At 49.8% G+C, this 25,638-nt stretch carries 21 protein-coding genes; 15 read left to right on the top strand and 6 right to left on the bottom strand.

Annotated features, from left to right (window positions below; genetic code table 11):
• Window positions 1-159 precede the first annotated feature (159 nt).
• The 5 genes from ACTJKB_RS17095 (at window position 160) to ACTJKB_RS17075 (ending at window position 5,955) form a co-directional block, all read left to right on the top strand.
• The gene (locus tag ACTJKB_RS17095) at window positions 160-1,098 is read left to right on the top strand and encodes an alpha/beta fold hydrolase (RefSeq protein ID WP_440835564.1); all 939 of its coding nucleotides are present in this window, start codon (window positions 160-162) and stop codon (window positions 1,096-1,098) included.
• Window positions 1,099-1,384: 286 nt separating this feature from the next.
• A complete protein-coding gene (locus tag ACTJKB_RS17090; RefSeq protein ID WP_440835563.1) occupies window positions 1,385-2,455 on the top strand; it encodes an AAA family ATPase in 1,071 nt (356 codons plus the stop codon).
• Complete coding sequence (locus ACTJKB_RS17085) at window positions 2,442-2,972, top strand: DUF6661 family protein (RefSeq protein ID WP_074082822.1); 531 nt, start codon at window positions 2,442-2,444, stop codon at window positions 2,970-2,972. The genes ACTJKB_RS17090 and ACTJKB_RS17085 overlap by 14 nt, the downstream gene beginning before the upstream one ends.
• A gap of 245 nt (window positions 2,973-3,217) precedes the next feature.
• Window positions 3,218-5,359, top strand: coding sequence for a class I SAM-dependent methyltransferase (locus tag ACTJKB_RS17080; protein WP_440835560.1), 2,142 nt, complete (start codon window positions 3,218-3,220; stop codon window positions 5,357-5,359).
• 155 nt (window positions 5,360-5,514) lie between these two features.
• Window positions 5,515-5,955, top strand: coding sequence for a hypothetical protein (locus ACTJKB_RS17075; protein WP_440835559.1), 441 nt, complete (start codon window positions 5,515-5,517; stop codon window positions 5,953-5,955).
• 149 nt (window positions 5,956-6,104) lie between these two features.
• Here the strand turns inward: ACTJKB_RS17075 and ACTJKB_RS17070 are convergent, their stop codons facing one another.
• Window positions 6,105-6,989: an AraC family transcriptional regulator gene (locus ACTJKB_RS17070; protein ID WP_440835558.1), complete on the bottom strand. Its 885-nt coding sequence runs from the start codon at window positions 6,987-6,989 to the stop codon at window positions 6,105-6,107.
• A 126-nt stretch (window positions 6,990-7,115) separates the two neighbouring features.
• Between ACTJKB_RS17070 and yicI the strand changes: the two genes are divergently transcribed.
• The 3 genes from yicI (at window position 7,116) to ACTJKB_RS17055 (ending at window position 11,241) form a co-directional block, all read left to right on the top strand.
• Window positions 7,116-9,437, top strand: coding sequence for an alpha-xylosidase (gene yicI, locus ACTJKB_RS17065; RefSeq protein WP_440835557.1), 2,322 nt, complete (start codon window positions 7,116-7,118; stop codon window positions 9,435-9,437).
• Window positions 9,438-9,662: 225 nt separating this feature from the next.
• Window positions 9,663-10,847: an SGNH/GDSL hydrolase family protein gene (locus ACTJKB_RS17060; RefSeq protein WP_440835556.1), complete on the top strand. Its 1,185-nt coding sequence runs from the start codon at window positions 9,663-9,665 to the stop codon at window positions 10,845-10,847.
• The gene (locus tag ACTJKB_RS17055; protein WP_440835555.1) at window positions 10,825-11,241 is read left to right on the top strand and encodes a hypothetical protein; all 417 of its coding nucleotides are present in this window, start codon (window positions 10,825-10,827) and stop codon (window positions 11,239-11,241) included. The genes ACTJKB_RS17060 and ACTJKB_RS17055 overlap by 23 nt, the downstream gene beginning before the upstream one ends.
• Window positions 11,242-11,296: 55 nt before the next feature.
• Here the strand turns inward: ACTJKB_RS17055 and ACTJKB_RS17050 are convergent, their stop codons facing one another.
• The 3 genes from ACTJKB_RS17050 to ACTJKB_RS17040 all read right to left on the bottom strand — a co-directional run bounded on the left by ACTJKB_RS17050 (window position 11,297) and on the right by ACTJKB_RS17040 (window position 14,876).
• On the bottom strand, window positions 11,297-11,392 hold the full coding sequence (locus tag ACTJKB_RS17050) for a YjcZ family sporulation protein (protein WP_218619217.1): 96 nt from the start codon (window positions 11,390-11,392) through the stop codon (window positions 11,297-11,299).
• Window positions 11,393-11,484: 92 nt separating this feature from the next.
• Window positions 11,485-13,113, bottom strand: coding sequence for a response regulator transcription factor (locus tag ACTJKB_RS17045; protein ID WP_440835553.1), 1,629 nt, complete (start codon window positions 13,111-13,113; stop codon window positions 11,485-11,487).
• Window positions 13,110-14,876: a sensor histidine kinase gene (locus tag ACTJKB_RS17040; protein WP_440835551.1), complete on the bottom strand. Its 1,767-nt coding sequence runs from the start codon at window positions 14,874-14,876 to the stop codon at window positions 13,110-13,112. The genes ACTJKB_RS17045 and ACTJKB_RS17040 overlap by 4 nt, the downstream gene beginning before the upstream one ends.
• Window positions 14,877-15,075: 199 nt before the next feature.
• Here ACTJKB_RS17040 and ACTJKB_RS17035 point away from each other — a divergent pair, with 199 nt between their 5' ends.
• From ACTJKB_RS17035 to ACTJKB_RS17020, 4 genes are all read left to right on the top strand, one after another.
• Window positions 15,076-15,957, top strand: coding sequence for a carbohydrate ABC transporter permease (locus ACTJKB_RS17035; RefSeq protein WP_440835549.1), 882 nt, complete (start codon window positions 15,076-15,078; stop codon window positions 15,955-15,957).
• A complete protein-coding gene (locus tag ACTJKB_RS17030) occupies window positions 15,957-16,790 on the top strand; it encodes a carbohydrate ABC transporter permease (RefSeq protein WP_440835548.1) in 834 nt (277 codons plus the stop codon). Before ACTJKB_RS17035 ends, ACTJKB_RS17030 begins: the two co-directional genes overlap by 1 nt.
• 55 nt (window positions 16,791-16,845) lie before the next feature.
• Entirely contained in the window at window positions 16,846-18,153 is a 1,308-nt protein-coding gene (locus ACTJKB_RS17025) for an ABC transporter substrate-binding protein (RefSeq protein WP_440835546.1), read from the top strand.
• A 132-nt stretch (window positions 18,154-18,285) separates the two neighbouring features.
• On the top strand, window positions 18,286-20,307 hold the full coding sequence (locus tag ACTJKB_RS17020) for a beta-galactosidase (RefSeq protein WP_440835545.1): 2,022 nt from the start codon (window positions 18,286-18,288) through the stop codon (window positions 20,305-20,307).
• Window positions 20,308-20,326: 19 nt separating this feature from the next.
• Here ACTJKB_RS17020 and ACTJKB_RS17015 read toward each other — a convergent pair whose 3' ends face one another.
• On the bottom strand, window positions 20,327-20,557 hold the full coding sequence (locus ACTJKB_RS17015) for a hypothetical protein (protein WP_440835543.1): 231 nt from the start codon (window positions 20,555-20,557) through the stop codon (window positions 20,327-20,329).
• Window positions 20,558-20,967: 410 nt separating this feature from the next.
• Between ACTJKB_RS17015 and ACTJKB_RS17010 the strand changes: the two genes are divergently transcribed.
• Entirely contained in the window at window positions 20,968-21,858 is an 891-nt protein-coding gene (locus ACTJKB_RS17010) for a LysR family transcriptional regulator (RefSeq protein WP_440835542.1), read from the top strand.
• 105 nt (window positions 21,859-21,963) lie between these two features.
• On the opposite strand, the gene ACTJKB_RS17005 is transcribed toward ACTJKB_RS17010, so the two are convergent.
• A complete protein-coding gene (locus ACTJKB_RS17005) occupies window positions 21,964-22,800 on the bottom strand; it encodes an AraC family transcriptional regulator (RefSeq protein ID WP_440835540.1) in 837 nt (278 codons plus the stop codon).
• 119 nt (window positions 22,801-22,919) lie between these two features.
• Here ACTJKB_RS17005 and ACTJKB_RS17000 point away from each other — a divergent pair, with 119 nt between their 5' ends.
• Both ACTJKB_RS17000 and ACTJKB_RS16995 read left to right on the top strand, forming a co-directional pair.
• Entirely contained in the window at window positions 22,920-24,947 is a 2,028-nt protein-coding gene (locus tag ACTJKB_RS17000) for a beta-galactosidase (RefSeq protein WP_440835539.1), read from the top strand.
• 121 nt (window positions 24,948-25,068) lie between these two features.
• Window positions 25,069-25,626, top strand: a complete 558-nt coding sequence (locus ACTJKB_RS16995) for a DUF1273 domain-containing protein (RefSeq protein WP_440835537.1) — start codon at window positions 25,069-25,071, stop codon at window positions 25,624-25,626.
• The last annotated feature ends 12 nt before the right edge of the window (window positions 25,627-25,638 follow it).

The raw sequence follows: 25,638 nt of genomic DNA, 5'->3' as shown, positions 1-25,638 counted from the left end.
GCTTGTTCATACTCCGTTCATATTGTCGTCACGGGGAGTACATCTTCGTTGTATAAGCTTACCTTAACGGATCGTTAAGGCAACCGGAATCACCGATGAGGACAGGAGAAGATACAAGTGAAACAAAGAGAGACAGCGAAAATGGGGATGGACACGAGAATGAAAAAACCGCTTAGGATTATACTGAAATCATTAGCAGGATTAATGATAGCCATAGTACTTTTTTTAGCCATTGTTTTTATAGTCAATCTAATATGCAACAAATCGGAGCAAGGTAGGATTCAGTCCTATGGCCAGTTAGTCCCTGTAGACGGGAAAAAGATGAATGTATTGATTCAAGGCAAAGGTGAAGATACCGTGGTACTGCTGCCCGGTTATGGGACAGCAGCACCGGCACTTGATTTTAAGCCGCTGGTAGATGAGCTGTCACCCTTGTATAAGGTAGTTGTGATTGAGCCATTCGGATATGGATTAAGTGATGGAACGGATAAAGAACGAAGCACAGAGAATATTGTAAGTGAGATTCATGAAGCTTTACAGCAGCTTCATATTGATCGTTACACGCTAATGGGACATTCCATTGCGGGCATTTACGGGCTGGATTATGTGAACAAATATCCAGACGAAGTGAATGCATTTGTCGGGATCGACAGCAGTGTTCCCACGCAAGGTGGTATGGATGAAGAATTACCGGCAAAAACGTTAGAATTTCTCGACAAATCGGGTCTCATGAGACTGCTGAAGAAAATAAGCGGGGACCCTTATGCCGGACTGCCATTTGATGATCAAACGAAAGAACAAATGAGACTGATTTCGAATATACACTCGAATAATGCTACTGTGATGAATGAAATGGAACATATTTCTTCTAATTTTAATGCAGCTAAAGCTTTGGCATTCCCTAAGAATCTTCCCCTTCTTCTTTTTGTACAAGCGAATAATACAGACGTTGAAGGATGGATCTCCTTGCATGAAGGGCAAATCAAAGATTCTGTACATGGAAAAATGATCACACTCGAAGGGGAACATTATCTGCACCATACCCGATCCAAAGAAATCGTTCAGGACTTCAGGGAATTTATGAAGGAATCCAAATAAGAGATTGCTCTACTTCCCTACTCATAGAAACAGCGGCATCATGGACGAGAATAAGGTCCCGGATTGCCGCTGTTTTTTTGGGATAGTATTAAGTTTGTAGGTGATATCATAAAGGGCAGTTGTTAGCTATATCCGTGTTGAAATAGCATATAACGAATGCCCTGAATGAATGCAAACTCTCATTTTTTGGTTTATAATATAACAGAATTCATCTACATGTCTTGCTTAATAACAATTAATGTTGGAAACACTAGAGGTATACAATTAATTTAATGGGGGGCTTGATATGCCAGATAATCGAAGTATTACAGAAATTGAATTTACCGATTTTACGTTGTTTTCAGATATCACAATTCCCTTTGCTAGGGATATTAATATAATAAGTGGAGAAACTAGTGTGGGCAAGACCAACATTATGAAGGCACTATACAGCTATGGAAAAACAATAAACGAAGTTAATGATTTACTTGATCCTATCTCAGTTGAACGAATTAGTGAAATGATCACTTCTAAATTCCTTGGTGTCTTTCGACCAGATGAGAGAAAGATTGGTAGACTGGTAAAAAGAAATAGAGGAAGAGGAACAGCTATTTGCAAAATTACCTTTGATAAAGATCATGATATAAAGTTATCCTTTTCAAATTTAGCCGTCAAAAACATTAAACTTGAAGGTTACCAACCTATAGAGAATTGGCCTCGCTTTGTCTACATACCAGCTAAAGAAATTATCTCATCTACTGAAAACTTCTCTGCGTTGTACGAAAATTATCATATTGCGTTTGAAGAAACCTATTACGATCTTAGCAAGCTCTTGTTACTTCCTACGAGAAAAGGCCCTTTAAATTCTAACCAAAAAAAATTAATTAAAACCTTGGAAAAGATAATTGACGGGAAGGTTACACTAGAAAGTCAAAAGTTCTATTTAAAGACTAAAGGATTAGGTAACATTGAAATGGGTCTTCTAGCTGAAGGATATCGCAAGATTTCTACTTTATTACAGCTTATTTCCAATGAAACGTTGGACGAAAATACTATTCTTTTTTGGGATGAGCCGGAGTCGAATATTAACCCCAAAATGATTCCTGCTCTCAAAGAAATGTTAGTAGCACTTGCTCAAATGGGTGTTCAGATATTCATTACAACGCACAGCTATTTTCTTCAACAGGAACTTTCTCTGTTTGCCCAATATAATAACGAGAATAATCTTGATATTCGATTTATTACCTTGTATCCAGAGGAAGGCAATATTAATTTTGAATCGCAAAAACTCATTTCAGATTTATTGCACAATCCAATACAGCAAGAATTTATGGATTTATATAATAGGGAGCAGGAACTATTCTATGACCATACTTAAATTAGAAGAGAGTAATCTTAGTTTTCAATTTAAAGAGGGTCTTTTTCCAGTTAAATTCGATGAAACAAATTTTTATGTGAATCACTTTATTACTCTCCAAGGTTCTAAAGGCGTGGACTTTATAGTATTCGATGATAAAACTGTATATTTCATTGAAGTTAAAAATTTTAGCGGATATGAAATTGAAAATAAGAACAGACTTATTGCAAATTCAGAACAAAGCTTAGCACTTGAGGTATCGAGAAAAGTACGTGATTCAATTGCATGTCTGGTTGGTGCGTATAAAAATAGTAATGAAGTTCTTTCTCCTTACTTTAACCGCCTAAAATCAAGAACGGTAGACATTAAAGTTATTTTATTTCTAGAGGGTAAATTCCATAATGAAACTGCCGTATTCAGGGCGATAACAGATGAAATGAAAAATCGTATGAAATGGCTGACTACGAAGGTTATTGTAGAAAATATTCGATTAACAAAAGGTCATATTTATTCAATTAATAGATTAGCAAACGATTAGCTGCAATCGTCTCTCTGCAATAAACCTGCTTCTATTTATGCGTTATGTCTCTAATCGAATATATTGTTTTTCTCTTTTGTGTCAAGAGTTCAACCAGTGGTTATTGGCTGAACTCTTTTCAAATTTCGCATTAGTCTTCTTTCCCGTTACAATTAATGCAGCAATGCCGCTCCTTACATCCCCACACGGTTTGTATAGACATTCTCGAAAAATATTTTACTTATACATACTTAGGAGGAATTAGCATGCTGAAATCCCTGCGAGCTATTGAAGAATACCGCGAAACTGGACAGCTGTACGGCGGGGGGGTTCCCTGGCTGGAATATATCGTTGAAGCGGAAGAAACGATTGTCAACCTGGAACGCGTAGACTCCCTGCATGAACTGGAATACATCAACCCGGTACTGGATTACGTGGAACGGAGCCTGCGTCTGCTGGACAGTCTGGCGCTGTCTTACTGGATCAAGGAGTTGGCGGAAGAGACACTGGTCTGGTCGGAGACGGCAAAGGGAGGAACATTGCGCCAGCGCCGGCTGTGGCAGGCGGAAGGGATTAATATTTTTGTGCACAATATCGGTTCGGCTCAGCTGTATTTGAGGCATGCAGGGGTAGCCGGGGCGGAGGCGTATGGTCTGCAGACTGTTCGTATGATGGAGGCGGGGGGGACCGAAGCAGCGAAGCAGGAGATTGTGCATCGGCTGATTGAAACACATGGCCTCATCGGGCAGCAGATTCGCGGCGAGGTGCCGCCATCCGTCAACCGCCCGCTGGCATCGATGGTAGAGGAAGGACTGCTGACCGCCGATGAGCTGGAGCGCCTGCTGTTCGCACTGAATCACTGCATTATTTCCGCGGTATCCCCGGAGCTGTGGCAGAAGGTACGGACCGAGGTGATGGTGCTGATCGCCGTGATTTCGTCCGGGGATCTGCTGCATGCTGAAGTGCCGATGAAGGAGCGTTTGCGGAGAATGCGTGCGGGAGCGATTGCTGCAGGTGAAGATTTTGATACCGAGTGGAACAGTCTGGTGCAGGAGGGCTTCAATCCCGATGTTCTGGAGCCGATGCAGCCGATTACCTTCTGGTATGTGGAATCGGCACTGCAGACCTTTTCGCTGGAGCAGTTTCTCAAGGTTATGGCTCTCACTGCCTGCGGCAGCAAGCTGTCCGGTCTAAACCATATCAGCTACGAAGCGGTAATGAACAGCATTTATTATGACTACAAAGGTGCCAAAAAGATCAATGTATACAAGAAACGGATCATTGAAAAGTATTTATCCGGGCTGGCCTGGGAGGATATTCTGACCGGTTCTGCTTCTCCAGGGAATCCTCATCTGATTCACCGGCTGCGGCGGGAGGAGCATTTGCCGGACACGCTGTTTTTCCATTTCGAATTCTCTCCGGCAGCGGAGAAGCTGATCGAGTTCTGCACCGAAGCGGAGAAGTCGGCACTGTATGAACGGGCTGTGCTGATGCTGTTCGATTTGTTTGAGCTGCGCCGGGATGCCTTTGACCGGTTCCATAACGAGGATACGTATTTAAGTCAAATGAATGAGACGGCAGACTATAAAGCGGTCATTCTGGAGTATGTCACCGGCCGGAAGGTGCTGGACATCGGCCCTGGCGGCGGGGTGCTGCTGGATCTGATCGAAGAGCGGATGCCTGGAGTGATCCCGGTAGGCATTGATATCTCCAGTAATGTTGTAGAAGCGCTGCGCCAGAAGAAGCAGCGGGAGGGCCGGCGCTGGGAAGTACTGCAGGGCGATGCGCTGAACCTTAAGGACTTTGTGGAGCCGGGCACGGTGGATACTGTTATTTTCTCCTCCATTCTGCATGAGCTGTATTCCTATGTGCCGCTGAACGGGGTGAAGTTCAATCATGAGACCGTATCGGCAGCGCTTCGCAGCGCCTTTGAAGTGCTGACAGAAGGTGGCGCGATTATTATCCGGGACGGGATTATGACGGAACCCGAGTCACAGCAGCGGAGAATCAGGTTCCTGGAAACGGACGGGATGGCGGCGCTGGAGCGGTATGTGAAGGATTTTGCCGGACGGAAGATCAGATTTGAGGTACTTGGTACTGATGAAGTGCAGCTTCCGGTGAATGATGCGATGGAATTTCTCTATACCTATACGTGGGGGGAAGAGGCTTACATTCATGAGGTGCAGGAGCAGTTCGGCTATCTCACACCGTCGGCGTATGCCGAATTTATCAGGAAGGCTCTGGGGGAACAGGCTGTGATTGAGGTCTTACGCCATTATTTGCAGGCAGGCTATACCGAGGCTCTGCAAGGCCGCGTACAGTTCATGGACGAGAACGGTCAGGAGACGGCACTGCCGGACAGCACCTGCTTTATTGTTATCCGCAAGACAGGCGGAGAGATTCTTTGATTCGGAATACATCAATTAGGTTAGATGAAAAAAAGATATTTCTCCAATGGAAATATTTATGAATGGAGGGATTCTGCCGATATAAACTGAGAATTATCCAATATTGGCGGCTGATTGCCGGATTAGGCAAAAGAATACATATCAGGAGGAACGAAATGCGAGAGAAAAGCAGGATTGTATTGCCGATACTGGGGGCATTATTGGCAGCGATTGTAGGTGGTACGTTATGGGCTGTCATTGCCATCCAAACCGATTATGAAATTGGTCTTTTGGCCTGGGCCATCGGCGGATTAGCCGGATTTGCGGTTGTGAAGCTGAGCGGAGGCCGCACGAATGTGGCGCATCAGTTAATTGGGGTGATCGCCAGCTTGCTGGGGATTTTTCTCGGAAAATACTTTATCTTCAGCTATGTTATCAACGAAGGTCTGGACGGAATGTTCGCCATTGATCTGTTCACGCTATTCATGGACAACATCAAAGAGTTCTTCGGTGCGATGGACATTGTGTTCGTCATTCTGGCCATTATTACCGCCTGGCAGATGCCGGCCCGTCTGGCCAAACAGCCCGCGGCTCCGGAACTGAACCTTCCTTCCTAAGCTTTGCGGGAACTAAATAGAGAGTGCTCAAACCAATCAGCAATCAGCACACCCGCAAGCCCTGAGGCCTTCGTCTCAGGGCTTGTTGTATACCCAGCGCTAGCGGGGAAGTTAGGGCAACCCACGGGGCTCAGCTGCCGTCCGCCAGCTCAACAGCGTTTACGGAACTCCGAAGGAGAGCATTTCATGCTCTTGCGGAACACTTTGATGAAATAGCTGACGTTGTCGAAGCCGACCTCCAGGGCGATGTCAGAGATTTTACGTTCCGTCTGCTGCAGCAGGTCTGCCGCCTGGCGGATCCGGTAGGAGTTGATATAGTCAACCGGCGTTTTACGGGTCATGGCCTTGAAGAAGCGGCAGAATTGCCCTTCACTCATTGGGATCAGCTCCGAAAGATCACGGGTACGAATCGGTTCCTGATAGTTGTCCTGAATATATAGAATAACCTTTTTGAGCCGGTTGATCTTGGTGGTGTCGGCGCTGTCCGACTGGCTGTGGTTCACCGAACGGCCCTCTATGGCGATCTGGGAGAGCATGATCAGCAAAGTTCCTTTCATAAAGGACTCGAATCCGGGCATTTTATGATCATATGCCTCCATCATGCGCTCCAGATAGCGCAGCAGCTCCTGTTGCCAGGGGACAGCGGGTGTAATATGGCGGGGGAAGCTTTGGCGTTTCTCCAGAAGCGGCAGGATCACGGTCTGCTGAATGGCATCATATTGAGCGCTGGCCAGCAGATCGGGGTGGAAGACCAGTGCGCAGAAGCGGCAGGGGATATCTTCTAGCGCATATGCCGCATGGACATCACCGGATTCAATGAATACAGCTTCACCTGGACGGAGCGGGAAATAATCGGTATCGACCTGGAACATAATCTCTCCCTCCAGCAGCAGGAAGAACTCGGCTTCCTCATGCCAGTGCGTATCCAGGACAGGGGTTCCGGCGGGAAGCTCGATCCAATAGGCGGCGAGTGGAAACATTACATCACCATGAACACGGTCTTCTTTGAGCAGACGCTGCGAGGTGCGGTCCATTATGGGCCTCCTTTTCGATGAAACATCAGAATAATGTTATAAATAAGCTATATTATATTAGTTTTGTCTAATTATTATCGTTATAATGCAACTATAAACACCAAATTGAAGGGTGGCAAGTACCACATGAAATTTACAGACGGCCTCTGGCTGGTTCGTGACGGAATCAACATCAATGGTGCAGTTCAGAACTATGTAGTAGAAAAAACAGCTGAAGGTTTGACTGCTGTTACGCAGACAACTCCGATTACAGGACGCTCAGCAACCCTGAACTCCACACTCTTGACCGTAAAATTCCATTCCCCGCTTCCAGGCGTGGTAGGCATCAAAATCATACACAATGATGGCGTATTGGACCGCGGTCCAGCCTTTGAATTAACGAAGGGAACCGGCGATCATGTACAAATCGAAGAAACCGATGCACAGACTGTACTGATCAGCGGCGGACTTCGTGTTGTCATCAACAAAGGTACACATTGGTCCGTAGACTTCTACCGGGGCGACGAGCGTATTACCGGCAGTGGTTACAAATCGATGGCCTACATTACCGATCAGGACGGCAACACGTTCATGCGTGAAGAGCTGGATATCGGCGTAGGCGAATTCGTCTACGGTCTGGGCGAGCGCTTTACCTCTTTTGTGAAAAATGGACAGGTGGTTGACCTCTGGAACAAGGATGGCGGCACCAGCTCCGAGCAGGCCTATAAAAACATTCCTTTCTATGTAACAAGCAAAGGCTATGGCGTATTTGTTAACCACCCTGAGCTGGTTTCGTATGAAATCGCTTCGGAAAAGGTGAAAAAAGCCCAGTTCAGTGTAGCCGGTGAAAGCCTGGAATACTTCATCATCGAAGGGCCTTCCATTAAAGAAGTCATCACCAAATACACCTCACTAACGGGTAAGCCAGCGCTTCCGCCGGCATGGACCTTCGGTCTGTGGCTGACCACTTCGTTCACAACCGACTACGATGAAGCGACCGTTAATTCCTTCGTTGAAGGTATGGCTGAACGCGATCTGCCGCTGCATGTTTTCCACTTTGACTGCTTCTGGATGCGTGAATACCAATGGACAGATTTCCAGTGGGACCCGCGCGTATTCCCGGACCCTGTCGGCATGCTGAAACGTCTGAAGGATAAAGGCCTGAAAATCTGCGTGTGGATTAACTCCTATATCGGACAGCGTTCACCGCTGTTTGAAGAAGGCAAGAAAAACGGATATCTGATCAAAAAAGCAAACGGCGACGTGTATCAGACAGACCTGTGGCAAGCGGGCATGGGACTTGTAGACTTTACGAACCCTGCAGCTTGTGAATGGTATGCCGGCTACCTGCGTGGCCTGGTGGATATGGGTGTAGACAGCTTCAAGACCGACTTTGGCGAACGTATTCCTACCGATGTGGTGTACTTCGACGGCTCTGACCCGCAGAAAATGCATAACTATTACACTCAAATGTACAACAAAGTGGTCTTTGAAGTACTGGAAGAGAAGCTTGGCAAACATGAAGCTGCTGTATTTGCCCGTTCGGCAACGGCCGGCGGACAGCAGTTCCCGGTTCACTGGGGCGGCGACTGCTACGCGGATTATGAGTCGATGGCAGAGAGCCTTCGCGGCGGTTTGTCCCTGGGCTTGTCCGGCTTCGGTTTCTGGAGTCATGATATTGGCGGTTTCGAAAATACCGCTCCGGCGCATGTGTTCAAACGCTGGCTGGCCTTCGGCCTGCTCTCCAGCCATAGCCGTCTGCACGGCAGCACCTCGTACCGTGTGCCTTGGGCGTACGATGACGAAGCCGTGGATGTTACCCGCTTCTTCACCAAGCTCAAATGCAGCCTGATGCCTTATCTGTATGATGTGGCCGGACAGGCACATGAGCAGGGTTGGGCTTCGATGCGTGCGATGGTGATGGAATTCCCGGAAGATCCAACCTGTGAAGTGCTTGACCGTCAATATATGCTTGGCGATAAGCTGCTGGTGGCTCCAATCTTCCAGGAAAACGGCGAAGTGAAATACTATCTGCCGGCTGGACGCTGGACACATCTGCTTAACGGTGAAACGGTTCAAGGCGGATCATGGCGTAAAGAAAAACATGATTTCTTCAGCCTGCCGCTGTTTGTCCGTCAGAACTCACTGCTGGCTACAGGCAGTGTAGATACCCGCCCGGATTATGATTTTGCCGATGGCGTGAAATTCGGCCTGTATGCACTGGAAGACGGAACAGCAACGACTGCAACTGTTCGTGATATGAATGGTGCGCCTGAGCTGACCGTGAAGGCTGAACGTAAGGGCAGCACGGTTACCGCTACGGCAGAAGGAAGCGGCAAGGCATTCACGCTGGCTGTGAAAGACCTGGGCGCTATCGCTTCCGTAGACGGAGCAGAGCAAGTGGACGATACAACAGTGAAAGTGAGCGCCGGAGCCAAATCCGTATCGTTCACCATCACACTTAAATAAGAATTAGGATTCTGCACAATAGCAGAATGACACACAACCTCTCTGTACAGCATGGCTGCGAAGGCTTCCATGGAGTCGGAGAGGTTTTGCTGTGAGGGGATTTGCCGGGGTATACCAGGATCAGAATTATGTTATATATCGGCTGATTCGTATTAGTTTTATGCCGGTAATGTCCGTATACTGTGATTGTTTACAGATTCGTATGAACGAAGGAGCTACTTCACTATGCACAGTCAAGAGAACCAAGACGGAGTGTTCAGCCAGTCTGAGTACTCCTCAGCCACGGCGCTGTCCACGGCCGCCAATTATATCATGAACTCGCAGGAGCCATTCACGCATACTTACCGGACGTACATCCGGTTACGGGAGAATGGAAGCCTGACCCTGAAATTCTGGCACAGCAACGCGGTGGATTCGACCTGGGATATGGGGCTTGAAGCGAGAGGCAGCGAGCCGGGAGGCGAATGGAGCATTGCGGCGGCTTATATAGCCGACGGAGGGCTTGCGCCGGATGGTACCGTCGCGGCAGGCACTGAGGTGCCTGTGACTTTCTCGGGAGCAGCGGCGAAGCAGGTGGCCCCGGGGGAAACCTTTTGGAGTGACGAGGCTTCGGTTACACTGCCGGAGGGCCACTATCTTGCTTTTACATGGACCATTAGAACGGCTGCACCGGGCAAAACCTTCCCTTACAACGTGGAGGGCATCCTGGTCTCTGCCTACGATGCCCCGGGGAATCTCGCCGGACAGGAATCGAATGCTTCCTTCCGTGTATCGGACAATCTTCTGGTATTGCCAAGCTACATCGGCTACAAGAAAAAAGTGTCCAAAAGACTCGTATTCCTGGGTGATTCCATCACACAGGGTGTGCGGACGGCTAAGGACGAATATTCCTACTGGGCTGCGCGGATTGCGGAAGGGCTTGGAACCGGGTATGGGCTGTGGAATCTCGGGTCCGGCTGGGGCAGAGCTTACGATGTGGCCACGAACGGCTCTTGGCTGAATAAAGCCAAGCAGGGAGATGAAGTACTTATTGTGCTGGGCGTGAATGATCTCGATATCGGCAAGCGCTCGGCTGCAGAATTGTTTGAAGATCTGGTGCATATCATTTCCTTGATCAGAGCGGCCAATCCGGAAGTGGAGATTATTCTAAGCACTGTGCCGCCATTTAATTTTGAGGGCGAGCGTGAGGAAGCCTGGCGCAGTGTAAATGCACAGATTCTTACCGCACCGCCTGCGGGAGTCAGCCGTGTGTTTGATATCGCGGCCGTATTATCTATGCCGGCTCCGGCAGACCATAGGGTCCGCGCAGAGTATATGAGCAATAGTGACGACCCGCATCCGAACGGCACCGCCGGCAAAGCGGTGGCGGATGCTTTTCTGGCATGGTATGAAGGAACAGTTAGCAAGTAAGGCTCTAGAAGGATTCCCGAAAAAAGAACACCCAAAGCACACTAGGCATACTATGTATTACTTTTACAGGAAGGTAGTGCTTACTATGGGTATCCAAATGGGATCACATCAAAAAGTGTTGTATCAAGCTGACAATCATTATATCCAAAGTCTGAAGACCGTTAGAAATCACTTACACGGCATATGCAGACAACATGCAAATCAGTTTGTTCGAGTACAAACATTAGACGGTCAAGTGTTCACCGGGAGAATTGTGGGCTGTGATAGAGGGTTGATTTATTTGAAGGTACAGCATCATGGAGGACAACGCGCTTTTTTTGGAAGCAGCAGTGATGAAATGATATTAACCCTGGTGCTGTATGAATTGCTTGTTATTACTCTGTTGTATACCTAACACATGAAAGAGAACCTACATGGTTGTAGGCTCTCTTTTTTTGGCTTATGACAGATTAAAATGTTCTAAGAATAATCACCAGCAGAATATACAGCACCAAGATTGTAGTAGTGGAAGTAACAAGGCCTCCAATATTTCCGCAACCGCTCATTGTATAACCTCCTCCGCGTTTTCATCTTACAGACCCATGATATGCACCTTCCTCACTGTCTGTATGGACGATTAACCCGAATGAAAAATATATCAGGGGGTATTCTGTATACGGTAATCCTTGGGAGAGCAGCCCACCTGTTTTTTGAACACCTTGCTGAAGTATTTGACATCATGGAAACCGACCATTTCCGAGATTTGTGACAGCTTCAGGTTGGGGTTCTGCAGCAGAAGCTTGGCTTTGTCAATTCTGACATTGCCGATGAAGTCAGAGAAATTGATGCCATACTCCTGCTTGAATTTACGTGAAATGTATTCGCGGCTAACGTAGAATTTGCCGGCCACCTCCTGCAGTGACAGGTCGGAGGGGTAGTTCTGCTCAATATATTTTACAATATCCGTCATCGGGTTACGTTCCTTAACTGCTCTGGCGGCAAGCTCCTGCGAGAGCTGCTGCAGCATGGCGAAGGACCAGTCGCGCCAGGCGAACAAAGAAAAGGAATAGCCGCTCGGCAGTGGAGCCGGATTGAGAGTATCCGCCCGTTCCAGCTCTGCCAGTGCACGATCGGCCTGTCCGCCCAGGGCTTCCCGCACCAGCCGGGAACGGAAGAGCAGGGCGTCGGCCTTCCAGGAATTCAGCATCTCCGGGGTAACCACACCCCGGCGGCTGAGCTCGTGGGTCCAATGCTGCGCTGCGGCTGACAGCACTTCAGGACTGCCGCTAATTACGGCCATTCTCCATTCTTCCTGTACATCTGCAAAGAGCATCGGAGCCCCGTTTCCGGTATCCAAAGGTTCAGCGGGCGGGGAGAAATGGCAATAATCTTCATGTCTTAACAGATTCCGCCGGAGTAGTGCTTCGGCGGCTTCTGCGCGTTCTGCGGGCAGTCCTCCAGGCAGGCTTCCTACTGAGCTGATGCCAAAGTGCATCCGGAACTGCAGTGTCAGGTATATTCCCTGGTTGATCCGGTTGATCAGCTCGACAACCGATTCCTGAACATCCCACAGGATCATTGCGATTTCCGGCGGTCCGCCCCAATAGCGGAACGCTATCCCTTTGCTCTGCTGCAGAAATTCATTGCAGATATTGACGATGGCATAATACATCAGCTCACTGTCTCCGCCAAACCGTTTGATCAGCGGATTGTTACCGGGATCGGTCTGCACCAGAACCAGCCGTGAGACGCTGGCATGATGCGGGACCACTCCCTCATCCAAAAGCCTGCGCAGCGTGACTTCCGCATTCAGCGGATCATCAATCAGCGCCGACAGCAGCTTCTCCCCGTAGATGGGTTTGATTTCATTCAGCCTTATGCTTTGTTTCTGCCGGTGGCTCCGCTCTTCCTCTTCGGTCCGCCAGGCGGCTACCGCTTTGGATACAGCGTTATTGATCATTTCCGGCTCAATGGGTTTGAGGATATAGTCAATCCCGCCATGACGGACGGTTTGGCGGACGAAGTCAAAATCATTATGGCCGCTGACCACAATAAACTTGGTGCTCCCGGCAAATTCATTGACCCAGGTCATCAGTTCAATCCCGTTACCCGACTCCATCATCATATCCATGATGACAAGTGCCGGCTTTTCCTTGCGGATCAGCTGAATGGCTTCATTACCGTTCCCGGCCTCCAGAATTTCCCCGATCTGATGCGCATCCCAGTCGACCAGAAGTCTGACCGCCTTGCGTACTCTGGCCTCATCGTCAACAATCAGCGCCTTCATATTCCTTCACTCTCCACAACAATTTCAATTTCCAATCTGATAACGACTCCGCCTGCCTTATGATTATCCACCATCAGCACAGCACTGTCTCCGCAGACCAGCTTTAGCCGGGCCAGCACGTTGGGCAGTCCGATCCGGGCGCCAGGGGCATCCCGTGTGCTGTCTTTGCTGTCCGCGTCTTTCAGGGAGCCGATATCCAGCCGGCTGGGATGCTCAAGCTCCTGCTGCAGCGCTTCCAGCCTCGCTGCAGGAATGGAGCTGCCATTGTTTTGGATGATGATTTCCATCCGCCCGGTGGCAAGCCGGGCCGCTGTGATTTCAATCAGCCCGTCGGTACGGGCGAGATTGAAGCCATGCTTGAAGTAATTCTCCACAATGGGCTGGAGGATCATCTTGGGCATCAGCGCATTCTGCAGCGAGTCCTCCATATCGTAGCGGAAAGTGAACTTATTTTCAAAACGTTCCTTCTGCAGCTCCATATAGGCTTTGACATGATCCAGCTCATTTTGAACCGTCACAATTTTCTCATCATTGTACATACTGTAACGCATCATTTTGGCGAGCGCGGAGAGCAGGGCATAGATTTGCGGGACCTTAAGCTCCAAAGCGAGTGTACCGATAATCTGCAGCGTATTGTTCAGAAAATGAGGATTAATTTGTGACTGCAGCGCCTTTAGCTCATTGGTCTTGTTCGATAGTTCCAGCCGGTATTCGCGCAGAATCAGGTTATTGATCGTATCCATCATGCTGCGGAAGCGTTCGGTGACGAGACCAATCTCATCTTTGCCGGTTGGCCTGATATCGATCTCCAGATTACCCGTCTGCACCTGATTCATGTACCTTGTCAACTGCTTAATGGGGGCCGTGATCCGGAAGGAGATGAGAATCGTCAGTGTAATAATCATGATCATCAGCAGCACCAGCAGCAGAATATTGATTCTGACGGCTTCGTTCGCTTCACGGTACAGGTAAGAGACCGGAATCTGCTTCACCAGCGTCCAGTTCAGTCCCGGACTCTCAATCTTCTGATAGATAAACACGGCTCCGTCCTCTTCAAAATAACCCTGAGACTGCCCGTTTGCCGCGATTTGCTTGTCATACCAGGAGGCATGCAGCGGTTTACCCATGGTTGCCTCATCATGACTGTATACGAGCGTGCCGCTGTCATCGACCAGATAGATGTTTTCTTTATCGCGCTCATACAGCTGGTCCATGATGTCCGTAAACGCTGTCAGCTTCACATCAATAGAGAGATAGCCGAGCGCATCGGTGGAAGGGACTCTCTCAATCTTTCTATGCAGGGTGAAGACCGGCTCCGGAGTCAACTGCGGAATCACTGAATTCAGCCCGTAGCTGTTGCTTATATGTGTACTCTGAATGGATAGGGGGGATGAGTCCGTGATCCGGGTGTCACTAAAGAGTGGAATCCCCTGCCGGCGCCTGGGTGTGGCATTGTGGGCTACGAGCGTGGCTTTGCTATCCTTGACACGATATAGATAGACCTGAAAGATGTCAGGAATAGAAGTCAAAATATAGTTCAGCGAAGAGTAGATCCGGATATTGGCAGTCATATCATCGTAGCCCGCTTCAAGCTGCCTGTAGAAGTCGGAGTCCGAGTATACTGTCAGGGACAACCGGTCTACCTCCTGGATCAGGGTGCTGATATTTTTGTAGCCTTGGTATAGCAGATTTTTATTCTCATCTACCGCCCGGGTTCGGAGAGACTTCGTCGTGTAGGAATAGCTGATAAACATCGTAGCCATTATACAGATTAGGGTTGGAAGGAGTAAAAATACAATCAATTTAGTGCGGATACTGTTCCATTTCATCGATTCTTGTCACATCCGATCAATATTTTACACCTTAAAGATCACCTGAGTAGGTGTGAGAGGTTCTTCAAAAAATAGATAATATGTTTAGATCATAAACAAGTGAGTGAGTAAAAGAAAGGGGGACGGGTGAATGCGCGGTTCGAAGTTGTCCCAATTTGGTCAACAGGCTTTTTTTGTGGGTCCGGCACTATTGTTTTTTACCCTGATTACGATTATTCCATTTCTGATGGGGATGTACTATTCCTTCACGGACTGGAACGGCGTATCTGGAAACGTAGGCTGGGTTGGCATTGATAACTTTAAAGCGATATTTACAAATGATCCGGATTTCTGGTCATCCTTCTGGTTCACCGTAAGATTTACTGTGCTGGGAGTGGTTTTGACCAATGTAGTGGGCTTTTTCCTGGCCTATCTGCTGACTAAACCATTAAAAACACGCAATATGCTCCGTACCATTTTCTTCATGCCGAATGTTATCGGGGGATTGTTGCTCGGGTTTATATGGCAATTTATCTTTATCAAGGGTTTCGCCACGATGGGCGATGTCACCGGCTGGTCCTTCTTTAACCTTCCATGGCTCGGAGATGCAACCACAGGCTTCTGGGCGATTGTCATGGTTTTTGTCTGGCAGTCCTCGGGTTATCTGATGGTTATCTACATCGCTTCACTCAGCAATGTATCCAAAGAGGTGCTGGAAGCGGCTGAGATTGACGGGGCAACCCGCATGCAAGTGCTTCGCAACATTATTGTTCCTTTGATTATGCCCGCAGTGACCATCGGGTTGTTCCTGGCTATTTCCTGGTCCTTCAAAATGTTCGACCTGAACTTGTCGCTGACCAAAGGCGGACCGTTCAAATCGACCGAGTCTGTTGCCATGAACATCTATAATGAAGCCTTCCTAAACAACCGTTACGGTCTGGGTACGGCCAAAGCGCTGCTCTTCTTCCTGATTGTAGCTATTATCACTGTCATTCAGGTCCGTGTGACGAAGAGCAAGGAGGTAGAAGCTTAATGAATGCAAAGTCCAAAAGCAGATGGAATATCGGAATTGAAGTAATCATGATTCTTTTGGCGCTTCTATTCCTCTCTCCTTTCTATTTCTTGCTGGCGAACTCGGTGAAATCCTTCGGAGAGATCCTGAGCGATGCTGCAAGCTGGCCGCAGCACTTCATGTGGTCGAACTACTCAAGCGCATGGAAATTGGCCCGCTTCTCTGAAGCCTTCCGCAACTCGCTGATTGTCACCATCATCAGTGTGGTTCTGATCTCTTTGTTCAGTGCCATGGCTGCTTACCGCATGGTTCGCGCCAATAACCGGTTTAACCAGGTGCTGCTGCTGCTGTTCGTAGCGGCGATGGTCGTTCCGTTCCAGACCATTATGATTCCGATCCTAAAGGTCGTTAATGTATTAGGAGTGAATAACTCCTTTCTGGGACTCATTATTTCCAACCTGGGACTCAGTATTCCGATGGCGATCTTCCTGTTCCACGGCTTCATCAAGTCCGTACCTCTTGAAATTGAAGAGGCGGCAACGGTCGACGGCTGTAATCCGATATCGGCATTCTTCCGGATTGTGCTGCCTCTGCTGAAGCCGATGCTGATGACCATTATCGTTCTGAATGCTCTGGGAATCTGGAATGACTATCTGCTTCCGTCGCTGATTCTTCAGGCACCTGAACTGCGGACTATTCCGCTGGCTACCTTCTCGTTCTTCGGGCAATATACGAAGCAATGGGATATGGCGCTCCCGGCATTGACGATCGGAGTTGCTCCAATTGTTATCTTCTATCTGTTCATGCAGCGTTACATTGTTGAGGGAATAGCGGCTGGCTCGGTGAAAGGTTAACACCGGGCCCCCGTTCCATATATGAATCAGTTAAATTATACAAGGGGGAAATAAAATGATTAAGAAACGTTCTGCATTGTTGATGTCATCTGTAATGCTAATGACAGTAGTGCTCGCGGCCTGTGGCGGGAATTCAAATAATGCCGCATCCAATAATGCATCCAATGGAAGCGCTGGCAACAAATCCGGCGAAGTGAAAACGGTTAAAATTTTTCAATTCAAGACTGAAATCGTGGAAGGCCTTAACGAGCTGAAGGTTGAATTCGAGAAAGAACATCCCAACATCAAGCTGGATATCCAAACGGTCGGCGGCGGTGCTGACTATGCGGCAGCCCTGAAGACTAAATTTGCTTCCGGCGATGCTCCTGATATTTTCTCGAACGGCGGTTACGCTGAAATGGCACTGTGGGCTGACAAATTGGAAGATCTGTCCGATCAGCCTTGGGTGAAGGATCTGATTCCTTTGGCTGCAGAGCCAATGACCAAAGACGGTAAAACCTATGGTATGCCAATGAACCTTGAAGGTATCGGTTATGTATACAATAAAGACTTGTTTGCAAAAGCGGGCATCACTGAAACTCCAAAGACCATTTCTGAGCTGGAACAAGACGCTAAGAAGCTGCAGGCGATCAATGTTATTCCTTTCGGCAACGCGTATCAGGAATGGTGGCTGCTGGGTATCCAGGGGATTAGCGTAGCTTTTGCACAGCAGAATAATGTGGATGATTTCATTAAGGGCCTAAATGCCGGAACTTCCACAATCGTGGGCAACGAGAAATTCAAGGATTGGAGCAACCTGCTTAATCTGACTGTAAAATACGGACAAAAAAATCCTTTGACTACAGATGCTAATACTCACCTGGCTATGTTCGCCAATGGCGAAACAGCTATGATGCAGGAAGGTAACTGGGCACAGACTCTGGTTGACAACATCACGCCTAACATGAATATCGGTATGTTCCCTATGCCAATCAACGACGATGCTGCGATGAACGATAAGTTGTCTGTAGGCGTACCGTCCAACTTGGTTGTCAACAAGGATTCCGGATCGAAGGAAGAAGCTAAAACCTTCCTGAACTGGCTCGTAACTTCTGACATGGGTAAAGAATATATTACAAAAAAATGGAAGTTCATCCCTGCACTGTCCACCATTCCGGCAACACCTGAAGATATCGGTCTGCTTGGTTCTGATGTATGGAAATATGTTAAAGAAGGTAAAGTATACGGTTTGCAGGCTTCAAAATTCCCTGATGGTGTAACTCAAGAATTCGCCAGCGTCATCCAAGAGCTGATCGCCGGTAAAACCGACGAAGCCGGTTGGGAAAAAGGCATGCAGGCTGCTTGGGACAAGCTGAAGAAATAAGCGGATCAAGTAAACAGAGAGTCCGGACACGGACCAAATAAGCAGTTGGATAAAGTGGATTTGCGAAAGGCGCTCCGTCTATCTCATCATTGATGTGAGGCGGAGCGTCTTTATTTGATTTAAAATAAGAGGATGAAAGGGAGTGGAGGAATGGCCGGGGAAGGCTATACAAATGTTCAGGTCGGTGTTGATTATTATCCGGAGCACTGGGATGAATCCATGTGGGAGCCGGATGTGAAGTTAATGAAGGAGAGCGGCGTCAGACTGGTGCGGGTGGCAGAGTTTGCCTGGAGCCGTCTGGAGCCGAGCGAAGGTGATTTCGAGTTCGGCTGGCTGGATAGGGCGATAGATCTGTTTCATAAATATGGCCTCCAGGTTGTGATCGGGACGCCTACAGCAACACCGCCGCGCTGGGTGACGCGGACTTACCCGGATGTGCTGCCGGTCTTTGCGGACGGGCGGATTTTTCACGAAGGCGTGCGCGGGCACCGCTGCTACAACAGTGTCTCCCTGCGCAAATTCGGAAGCCGCATTATTGAACGCCTGGCTGGACACTACAGCAGTCATCCGGCCGTGATCGGCTGGCAGACCGATAATGAATTCAGCATGCTGGACTGCTGCTGCGACCGCTGCAATAAGGACTTCCGGGACTGGGTGCGGGCAAAATACGGCACGCTCCAGCATCTGAACCAGGAATGGGGAACCGTGGTCTGGAGCGGGGAATACAGTGACTGGTTTGAGGTTACAGTGCCTTATGGCGGCTCGCCGCACCAGAATCCTTCACTTCTGCTGGACTATCAGCGGTTCCAGTGGGAATCATGCATTGCCTTCCAACGTTCCCAGGTAGAGATTCTGCGCCGGGTCTGCCCGGAGCATTTCATTACGCATAATTTCCACAGCTATCCGCAGCGGCTGAACATGCATGGGCTGGCTGAGGATCTCGACGTGGCAGCCTTCGATTATTATCCGAACCCGTCACCGCAGAAGCAGGCGACCGCGCCTTACAGCGGCGTGCTTTCCCTGGATCTGACCCGGGGCATCAAACGCCGGAACTTCTGGATCATGGAGCAGCTTAGCGGCCCTCCGGGCTGCTGGTTCCCGATGTGGCGGACGCCGTACCCGGGTCTCATCCGCGCTTATGCCTGGCAGGCGATTGCGCGCGGAGCCGATACGGTTGTGCATTTCCGCTGGCGCAGCGCGGCTGCTGGAGCGGAGCAATTCTGGCATGGGATGATCGACCACAGCAACGTGCCCGGGCGGAGGTTCGCCGAATTCGCACAGCTGTGCGGGGAGGTGAATGGTCTGGCCCCGCTGCTGGAGGGGACTGAGGTCGTCAGCAGGGCCGCCATCCTGTATTCGCATGAGCAGCAGGCGGCACTGCGCATCCAGCCCCAGGCCGAGGGAATGGATTATTATGAGAACATCAAGCTGTACCACCGCGCGCTGACCCGGCTTGGCATCAGCTGTGATGTTATCGACTGGCGTCAGCCGCTTGAGGGGTACAGGCTGGTGATTGCCCCCAGTCTGTACCTGCACGACGAAGAAGCCTCCCAGGCACTGGAGGCATTTGCCGAAGCCGGAGGAACGGTGATTCTCACGAACCGCAGCGGCGTGAAGAATATGAACAACATCTGCGTGATGCAGCCGCTGCCGGGATTCTTCTCGCGTGCGGCGGGCGTTTCGGTGGAGGAATACGACCCGGTCGGAAGTGAAAATCATCTGCTTCTCGATCGTGAGGGTGTGCTGTATGAATGCAGCCAGTGGTGCGACATTCTGCGGCCGGAGGGGGCCGAGCCCATCGCTTGGTATGGAGACGATTTCTTCGCCGGAGCTCCTGCGGTTACTGTGAACCATTTCGGATCGGGCAGAGTTTATTATATCGGGACTCATGCCGGTGAGGACTACTGGCTGAAGCTTCTCCATGATATCGCCCTGGATGCAGAGCTGGTCCTGTTTCCGGGATTGCCGGACGGTGTGCAGGCATTTACGCGTACCGGAGAGGCAGGAGACCTGCTGTTCCTGCTGAATCTCACCCGTACAGCACAGACCGTGGGACTGGCCAAGCATTACCGCAGCGCTCTTACCGGTGCCGGGCTTAGTGGACCGGTTGAGCTTGAGCCGTACGCCGTAGAGATTCTGAAGACAGAAAGCTGATCTATTCGGGCAGGCGGACTCAGGCAGAGGGATGGCGTCTTTTGTCCATCATACGGGAGACAAAAGGGAGCAGTGGCGCTTTCGGCTTATTCTTCAGACTTGCAGTCTGATCCTCCTGCGGGGCTTGAGGCTCTTCGCTATGGAGCATATCCAGCAGGTCGTACACACTTCTGATATCGCTGGTATTGATAACCGTTTCTCTGCCGTCCGGGTCCCCGGGTATCTTAAAGCTCCAATATTTGTTATCCATTGATCCCGCTCCTTATAAGTTTTGATAGCCTCAGCTTTCTTTAGTGCGCTTCGCAGAACTGTATAAGATGAACTTAAAAATTCATAAAAGGGGTGGAAGTGAGAGGGGGAGTTTGGAACTGTAGGAGCGAACGCGTCCGCCTTTATGTTTGGATTTCAACCGCGATCAGCGGCATAAAATCAGGAAATCCAAACATAACAGCGGCCGGAAGTCCAAACATTCCCCGTAGTTACTACCATAACCCCACATGATAATCTAAAAGTTAACTTATATGGCTTCGGAAGCATGTGCATAAAGTTCAATTTTTATGTATTTCCATCATAATCCGGACACCGGTATCATGTATAATGAAGGGAAATGATGGAGGCTATCACTGCGGCTGATGGGTGATGCGGGGGGAGAGAGCAGAGATGGAAATTGGACTTCTGAAAGTATTCCGGGCGGTCGCTGAAGAAGGGAGTATTTCCAAAGCGGCCCAAAGCCTGAACTATGTGCAGTCGAATGTGACGGCGAGAATTCAGCAGCTGGAGCAGGAGCTGAAGACCCCGCTCTTTTACCGGCACAGCCGGGGCATCACGTTGACCTCAGCCGGACAGACGCTCATGGAATACACAGTCAAAATACTGAATCTGCTGGAGGAAGCAGAACAAGCGGTTCTGGATTCGCCCGTTCCGAAGGGCTCGATTACGGTTGGCTCGGATACGACGGCTGCCGTGCGGCTGCCTGCTATCCTGTCTGCCTATCGCGGTTGTTACCCCGACGTCGAGGTTCACCTGCAGATCGGACGGTCAGGTGAACTCATCGATTCTGTCTTGCAGTATTCCGTGAACGGAGCCTTCGTCGACGGACCGGTAGAGCATCCGGAAATTGTCCAGGAGCTGGCTATCAACGAACGGCTGGGACTCGTCATTCCAGATACCATAGATTATCAGGGTATCCAGTCGGTCCATGACAAGATGCTGCTGATCCTGAACGCGGAGTGCATGTACCGGACCAAGCTGGAAGAGTGGCTAGGAGACGAGGGTTGCCGGCTCGGGAAGGTGATGGAATTCGGGACGATGGAAGGATTGCTGGGATGCGTGAAGGCAGGGATAGGCTATGCAGTTCTGCCCATATCCTATTTCAACCGGATGAACATAACAGAGGGTATCCGCTGCTATCCGTTTCCTGAGAAATACGCAGAGGTTCCCATGGTGTTCATCCGGCGGCGTGACCTGTATATGACGAGCGCCTTTCGGGAATTTATAGAGGAGTTGAAGGTGCGGCTGCCGGAAGCTGTGTCCGGGGCGGAAATATCATAATATTCTTCAAAAAACATAAACATCGGTACCCTGGCCGGTTCAGCCCCTGGGTGCCGATGTTTGTGTGCAAGGCTATTGCCGGGGGGCTGGATCACGAACGGAGATTTAGTGCAGCCGCCGAAATTGATCCGGCGTCGTTCCGGACTGCTTACGGAAGGTGGCCACGAAGTGGCTGACATCGCGGAAGCCGACCCGCTTCGAGATGGCTTTTACCGTGAGATCCGGCTGGCTGACCAGCAGCTCTTTGCTCTTGCGGATGCGCAGACGGACGAAGTAGGCATAGGGGGAGAGACCGAAGGTTTGCAGGAACAGGCTGTTGAGATAGCGGCCCGACACGCCCGACTGCAAGGCCAGATCGTGGAGACCAATATCGGGATCGCCATAGTGGCTGTCCATCCATTTCAGCAAAGGCTGCACCTTGTCCACATTGCGGGATATGGCGGTATTGTTATGCAATTGCCCGTATTTGCTTAGCGTAAGAAGGAAACGGTAGGCATCAGAGGAGGCACCCAGGCTGAACATATCCTCTGCGGCATCATAGCGGTCGAGCATTTCCTTCAGCATCAGGGGGAGCGGTGCCTCACTCTCCCAGCGGTAAAAAGAGTTGGCGTTCATACCCAGCGAATCGAGAATATTCCGGGCGGAGCTTCCCCCGAAGGTCAGATAATAGGTGCACCAAGGTTCAGCGGAGAGCGCTGCATAGCGGTGCGGGGTACCTGGCAGCAGCAGCACGCCGCTGCCTTCGGCGAGCGTAAGCTTTTTATTCTCGAAATGAATCAGTCCTTCGCCCTGCGAAGTCTGAAGCCAATGATAGGCGTGATAGCCTTCCGGCCGGGATACCTTCTCCTGATCCGGGTTATAACCCATACTGTCCAGAGTAATCGGCAGATGATAGCCGCCCTCCTGGCCAAACACAATTCTGCGGGGTGCTGCCACAAGCACAATGATCCACTCCTGTCAGTTCCATATTATTATATGACATAGCGGTAATTTTATATTTAAAGGGAAACGGCTAACGTTTACAATAAGAATATACTTATACTATAAAGGATGTGCAATAAGTGATCAACGATAAATTGGCGAAGATTTGGTACGGCGGAGATTACAATCCCGAGCAGTGGGACGCGCCTGTATGGGCAGAGGATGAACGGATGTTCAAGCTGGCGGGCATTGATGTCGCTACGATTAATGTATTTTCATGGGCGCTCATTCAGCCGTCGGAAGACACCTATGATTTCTCCGGACTCGATGAATTGATGGACCGTTTATATAAGAATGGAACCTATGTCTGTCTGGCGACGAGCACCGGTGCGCATCCGGCCTGGATGGCTCACCGCTATCCTGAAGTGACCCGGGTGGATGTTCAGGGCAGAAAACGCAAATTCGGCGGACGCCATAACTCCAATCCGAATAGTCCGGTCTACCGGAAATTCGCGGCCAAACTTGCGGGCAAGCTGGCTGAACGCTACAAGGATCATCCGGGGCTGGTCGCCTGGCATATTTCCAATGAATATGGCGGCTACGATTACTCTGAGCAATCCGAAGCAGCTTTCAGAGTCTGGCTGAAGAACCGTTATGGCTCGCTGGATGCTCTCAATAAAGCCTGGAATACCCGTTTCTGGGGACATACCTTTTATGACTGGGAAGAAATTGTTGTGCCCAGTGAGCTGAGTGAGGAATGGAATGGAAACCGGACCAACTTCCAGGGGATATCCCTCGATTACCGCAGATTTATGTCCTACAGTCTGCTGGAATGCTACAAGCTGGAATATGATGCGATCAAGGAGCACAGCACGAATGTTCCGGTCACCACGAACCTGATGGGTTTCTATCCGGAGCTGGATTATTTCGAGTGGGCCAAGCACATGGATGTCATCTCTTGGGATAACTACCCGTCGCTCGATACGCCGGTCAGCCATACGGCCATGACGCATGATCTGATGCGCGGCCTGAAGCACGGTCAACCGTTCATGCTGATGGAGCAGACGCCAAGCCAGCAGAATTGGCAACCGTACAATTCGCTGAAGCGTCCGGGCGTGATGCGTCTGTGGAGCTATCAGGCGGTAGCACGCGGTGCGGATACTGTGCTGTTCTTCCAGCTCCGCCGTTCCATCGGTGCCTGCGAGAAGTATCATGGTGCAGTTATTGAGCATGTGGGGCATGAGCATACCCGGGTATTCCGTGAATGTGCTGAGCTCGGCAAAGAACTGGAGCTGCTGGGCGACCAGCTTCTGGATGCGCGCAGCGCAGCAAAGATAGGCATTATCTACGACTGGGAGAACCGCTGGGCGCTGGATCTGTCGAGCGGACCTTCCGTAGCACTGGATTATGTGAACGAAGTGCATAAATATTATGATGCCCTGTACCAGCAGAATATCGAAGCCGATATGATCGGTGTTGAAGAGGACCTGTCGAAGTACAAAATTGTCATTGCTCCGGTACTGTACATGATTAAGCCAGGATTTGCTGAGAAGGTTGAAGCTTTCGTAAAGGCGGGCGGCACGTTTGTTACAACTTACTTTAGCGGGATCGTGAACGAAAATGATCTGGTTACCGTAGGCGGCTACCCTGGAGAGCTTCGCAACGTGCTCGGCATCTGGGCTGAGGAAATTGATGCGCTGCTGCCGGGAATGAGTAATGAAATCGTGATGAGCAAAGAGTGGGGAGCGCTGAACCGCACCTATCCATGCGATTTACTGTGCGACCTGATTCACGCTGAAGGCGCAGAAGTGCTCGCGGAGTATGGCACCGACTTTTACAAAGGCATGCCGGCCCTGACCATGAACAGCTTTGGCGAAGGCAAGGCCTATTATGTGGCAACCAGTCCGGATGCGGCCTTCCTGCAAGGGTTCGTGTCGAACCTGTGTACTGAACAAGAGATCCAGCCGCTGGTCAGTGCACCGGAAGGTATCGAATCCGTGCAACGCGTTAAGGACGGTGTATCCTATCTGTTCCTGCTGAACCATAAGGAAGGCGAACTCAACGCTGATATCGGTTCGGTGCAGCGCACCGATCTGCTGACGGGTAAGACCTTCAGCGGCACGGCTGTTGTTCCGGGGCGTGGCGTGCTGATTTTGTCAGACAAGTAATTTAAAAGGACGATTTCCCGGGCTTCAAGCCTGGAGATCGTCCTTTTTTCTACGCCCAAAATGGTATAATGCAGAAATAGAGCGAGATACGAAGATTAACGGTTCAGGAGAGAGGCAGTATATGACAACCTTACTGGTAACAGGCTACCGCGCGCATGAGCTCGGGATTTTTGACAGCAAACATCAGGGGATTCCGTATATCAAAAAAGCGCTGAAAAACAGACTAATCCCTCTGATCGAGGAAGGGGTTGACTGGATCATTACCCCCGGACAATACGGGGTGGATCTGTGGGCCTGTGAAGTGGTGCTGGAGCTGAAGCAGCAGTATCCCGGACTGAAACTGGGCATTATTACAGCACATACCGCTCCGGAAGAAAAGTGGAAAGAGGAGAAGCAGAATGAATACCGCCGGATTATTGCCGGGGCTGATTATTACGGGGCGGTGAGCAATGCTCCGTACGACGGAAGCTGGCAGTTCCGGGCCAGAGATGACCTGCTGCTGCGCAAAAGCGACGGGATTCTGCTGTTCTATGATGAAGACGCGGCCGAGGGAAGTCCCAAATTCTTGAAAGAGCGGGTCCAGAAGCTGCATGAGGAGGGAAATTACAGCCTCTATCTGATGCATGCCGAGGAAATCCAGAATATTGCGGATGAGGAAAGCCAGCGCGGATATGAATAAGGAGGACGGACA

Origin of the sequence: Paenibacillus sp. 22594 (genome assembly GCF_052044425.1) — a bacterium.
Lineage (GTDB): Bacteria > Bacillota > Bacilli > Paenibacillales > Paenibacillaceae > Paenibacillus_AQ.
Note: the sequence above shows the minus strand (reverse complement) of the source record. Positions and strands in the feature narration are given on the sequence as shown.

Bases quoted from the DNA above. Each gene is read 5' to 3' on its own strand.
- ACTJKB_RS17095 (WP_440835564.1), top strand. From the start codon at position 160: ATGAAAAAACCGCTTAGGATTATACTGAAATCATTAGCAGGATTAATG.
- ACTJKB_RS17090 (WP_440835563.1), top strand. From the start codon at position 1,385: ATGCCAGATAATCGAAGTATTACAGAAATTGAATTTACCGATTTTACG.
- ACTJKB_RS17085 (WP_074082822.1), top strand. From the start codon at position 2,442: ATGACCATACTTAAATTAGAAGAGAGTAATCTTAGTTTTCAATTTAAA.
- ACTJKB_RS17080 (WP_440835560.1), top strand. From the start codon at position 3,218: ATGCTGAAATCCCTGCGAGCTATTGAAGAATACCGCGAAACTGGACAG.
- ACTJKB_RS17075 (WP_440835559.1), top strand. From the start codon at position 5,515: ATGCGAGAGAAAAGCAGGATTGTATTGCCGATACTGGGGGCATTATTG.
- ACTJKB_RS17070 (WP_440835558.1), bottom strand. From the start codon at position 6,989: ATGGACCGCACCTCGCAGCGTCTGCTCAAAGAAGACCGTGTTCATGGT.
- yicI (WP_440835557.1), top strand. From the start codon at position 7,116: ATGAAATTTACAGACGGCCTCTGGCTGGTTCGTGACGGAATCAACATC.
- ACTJKB_RS17060 (WP_440835556.1), top strand. From the start codon at position 9,663: ATGCACAGTCAAGAGAACCAAGACGGAGTGTTCAGCCAGTCTGAGTAC.
- ACTJKB_RS17055 (WP_440835555.1), top strand. From the start codon at position 10,825: ATGAAGGAACAGTTAGCAAGTAAGGCTCTAGAAGGATTCCCGAAAAAA.
- ACTJKB_RS17050 (WP_218619217.1), bottom strand. From the start codon at position 11,392: ATGAGCGGTTGCGGAAATATTGGAGGCCTTGTTACTTCCACTACTACA.
- ACTJKB_RS17045 (WP_440835553.1), bottom strand. From the start codon at position 13,113: ATGAAGGCGCTGATTGTTGACGATGAGGCCAGAGTACGCAAGGCGGTC.
- ACTJKB_RS17040 (WP_440835551.1), bottom strand. From the start codon at position 14,876: ATGGCTACGATGTTTATCAGCTATTCCTACACGACGAAGTCTCTCCGA.
- ACTJKB_RS17035 (WP_440835549.1), top strand. From the start codon at position 15,076: ATGCGCGGTTCGAAGTTGTCCCAATTTGGTCAACAGGCTTTTTTTGTG.
- ACTJKB_RS17030 (WP_440835548.1), top strand. From the start codon at position 15,957: ATGAATGCAAAGTCCAAAAGCAGATGGAATATCGGAATTGAAGTAATC.
- ACTJKB_RS17025 (WP_440835546.1), top strand. From the start codon at position 16,846: ATGATTAAGAAACGTTCTGCATTGTTGATGTCATCTGTAATGCTAATG.
- ACTJKB_RS17020 (WP_440835545.1), top strand. From the start codon at position 18,286: ATGAAAGGGAGTGGAGGAATGGCCGGGGAAGGCTATACAAATGTTCAG.
- ACTJKB_RS17015 (WP_440835543.1), bottom strand. From the start codon at position 20,557: ATGGATAACAAATATTGGAGCTTTAAGATACCCGGGGACCCGGACGGC.
- ACTJKB_RS17010 (WP_440835542.1), top strand. From the start codon at position 20,968: ATGGAAATTGGACTTCTGAAAGTATTCCGGGCGGTCGCTGAAGAAGGG.
- ACTJKB_RS16995 (WP_440835537.1), top strand. From the start codon at position 25,069: ATGACAACCTTACTGGTAACAGGCTACCGCGCGCATGAGCTCGGGATT.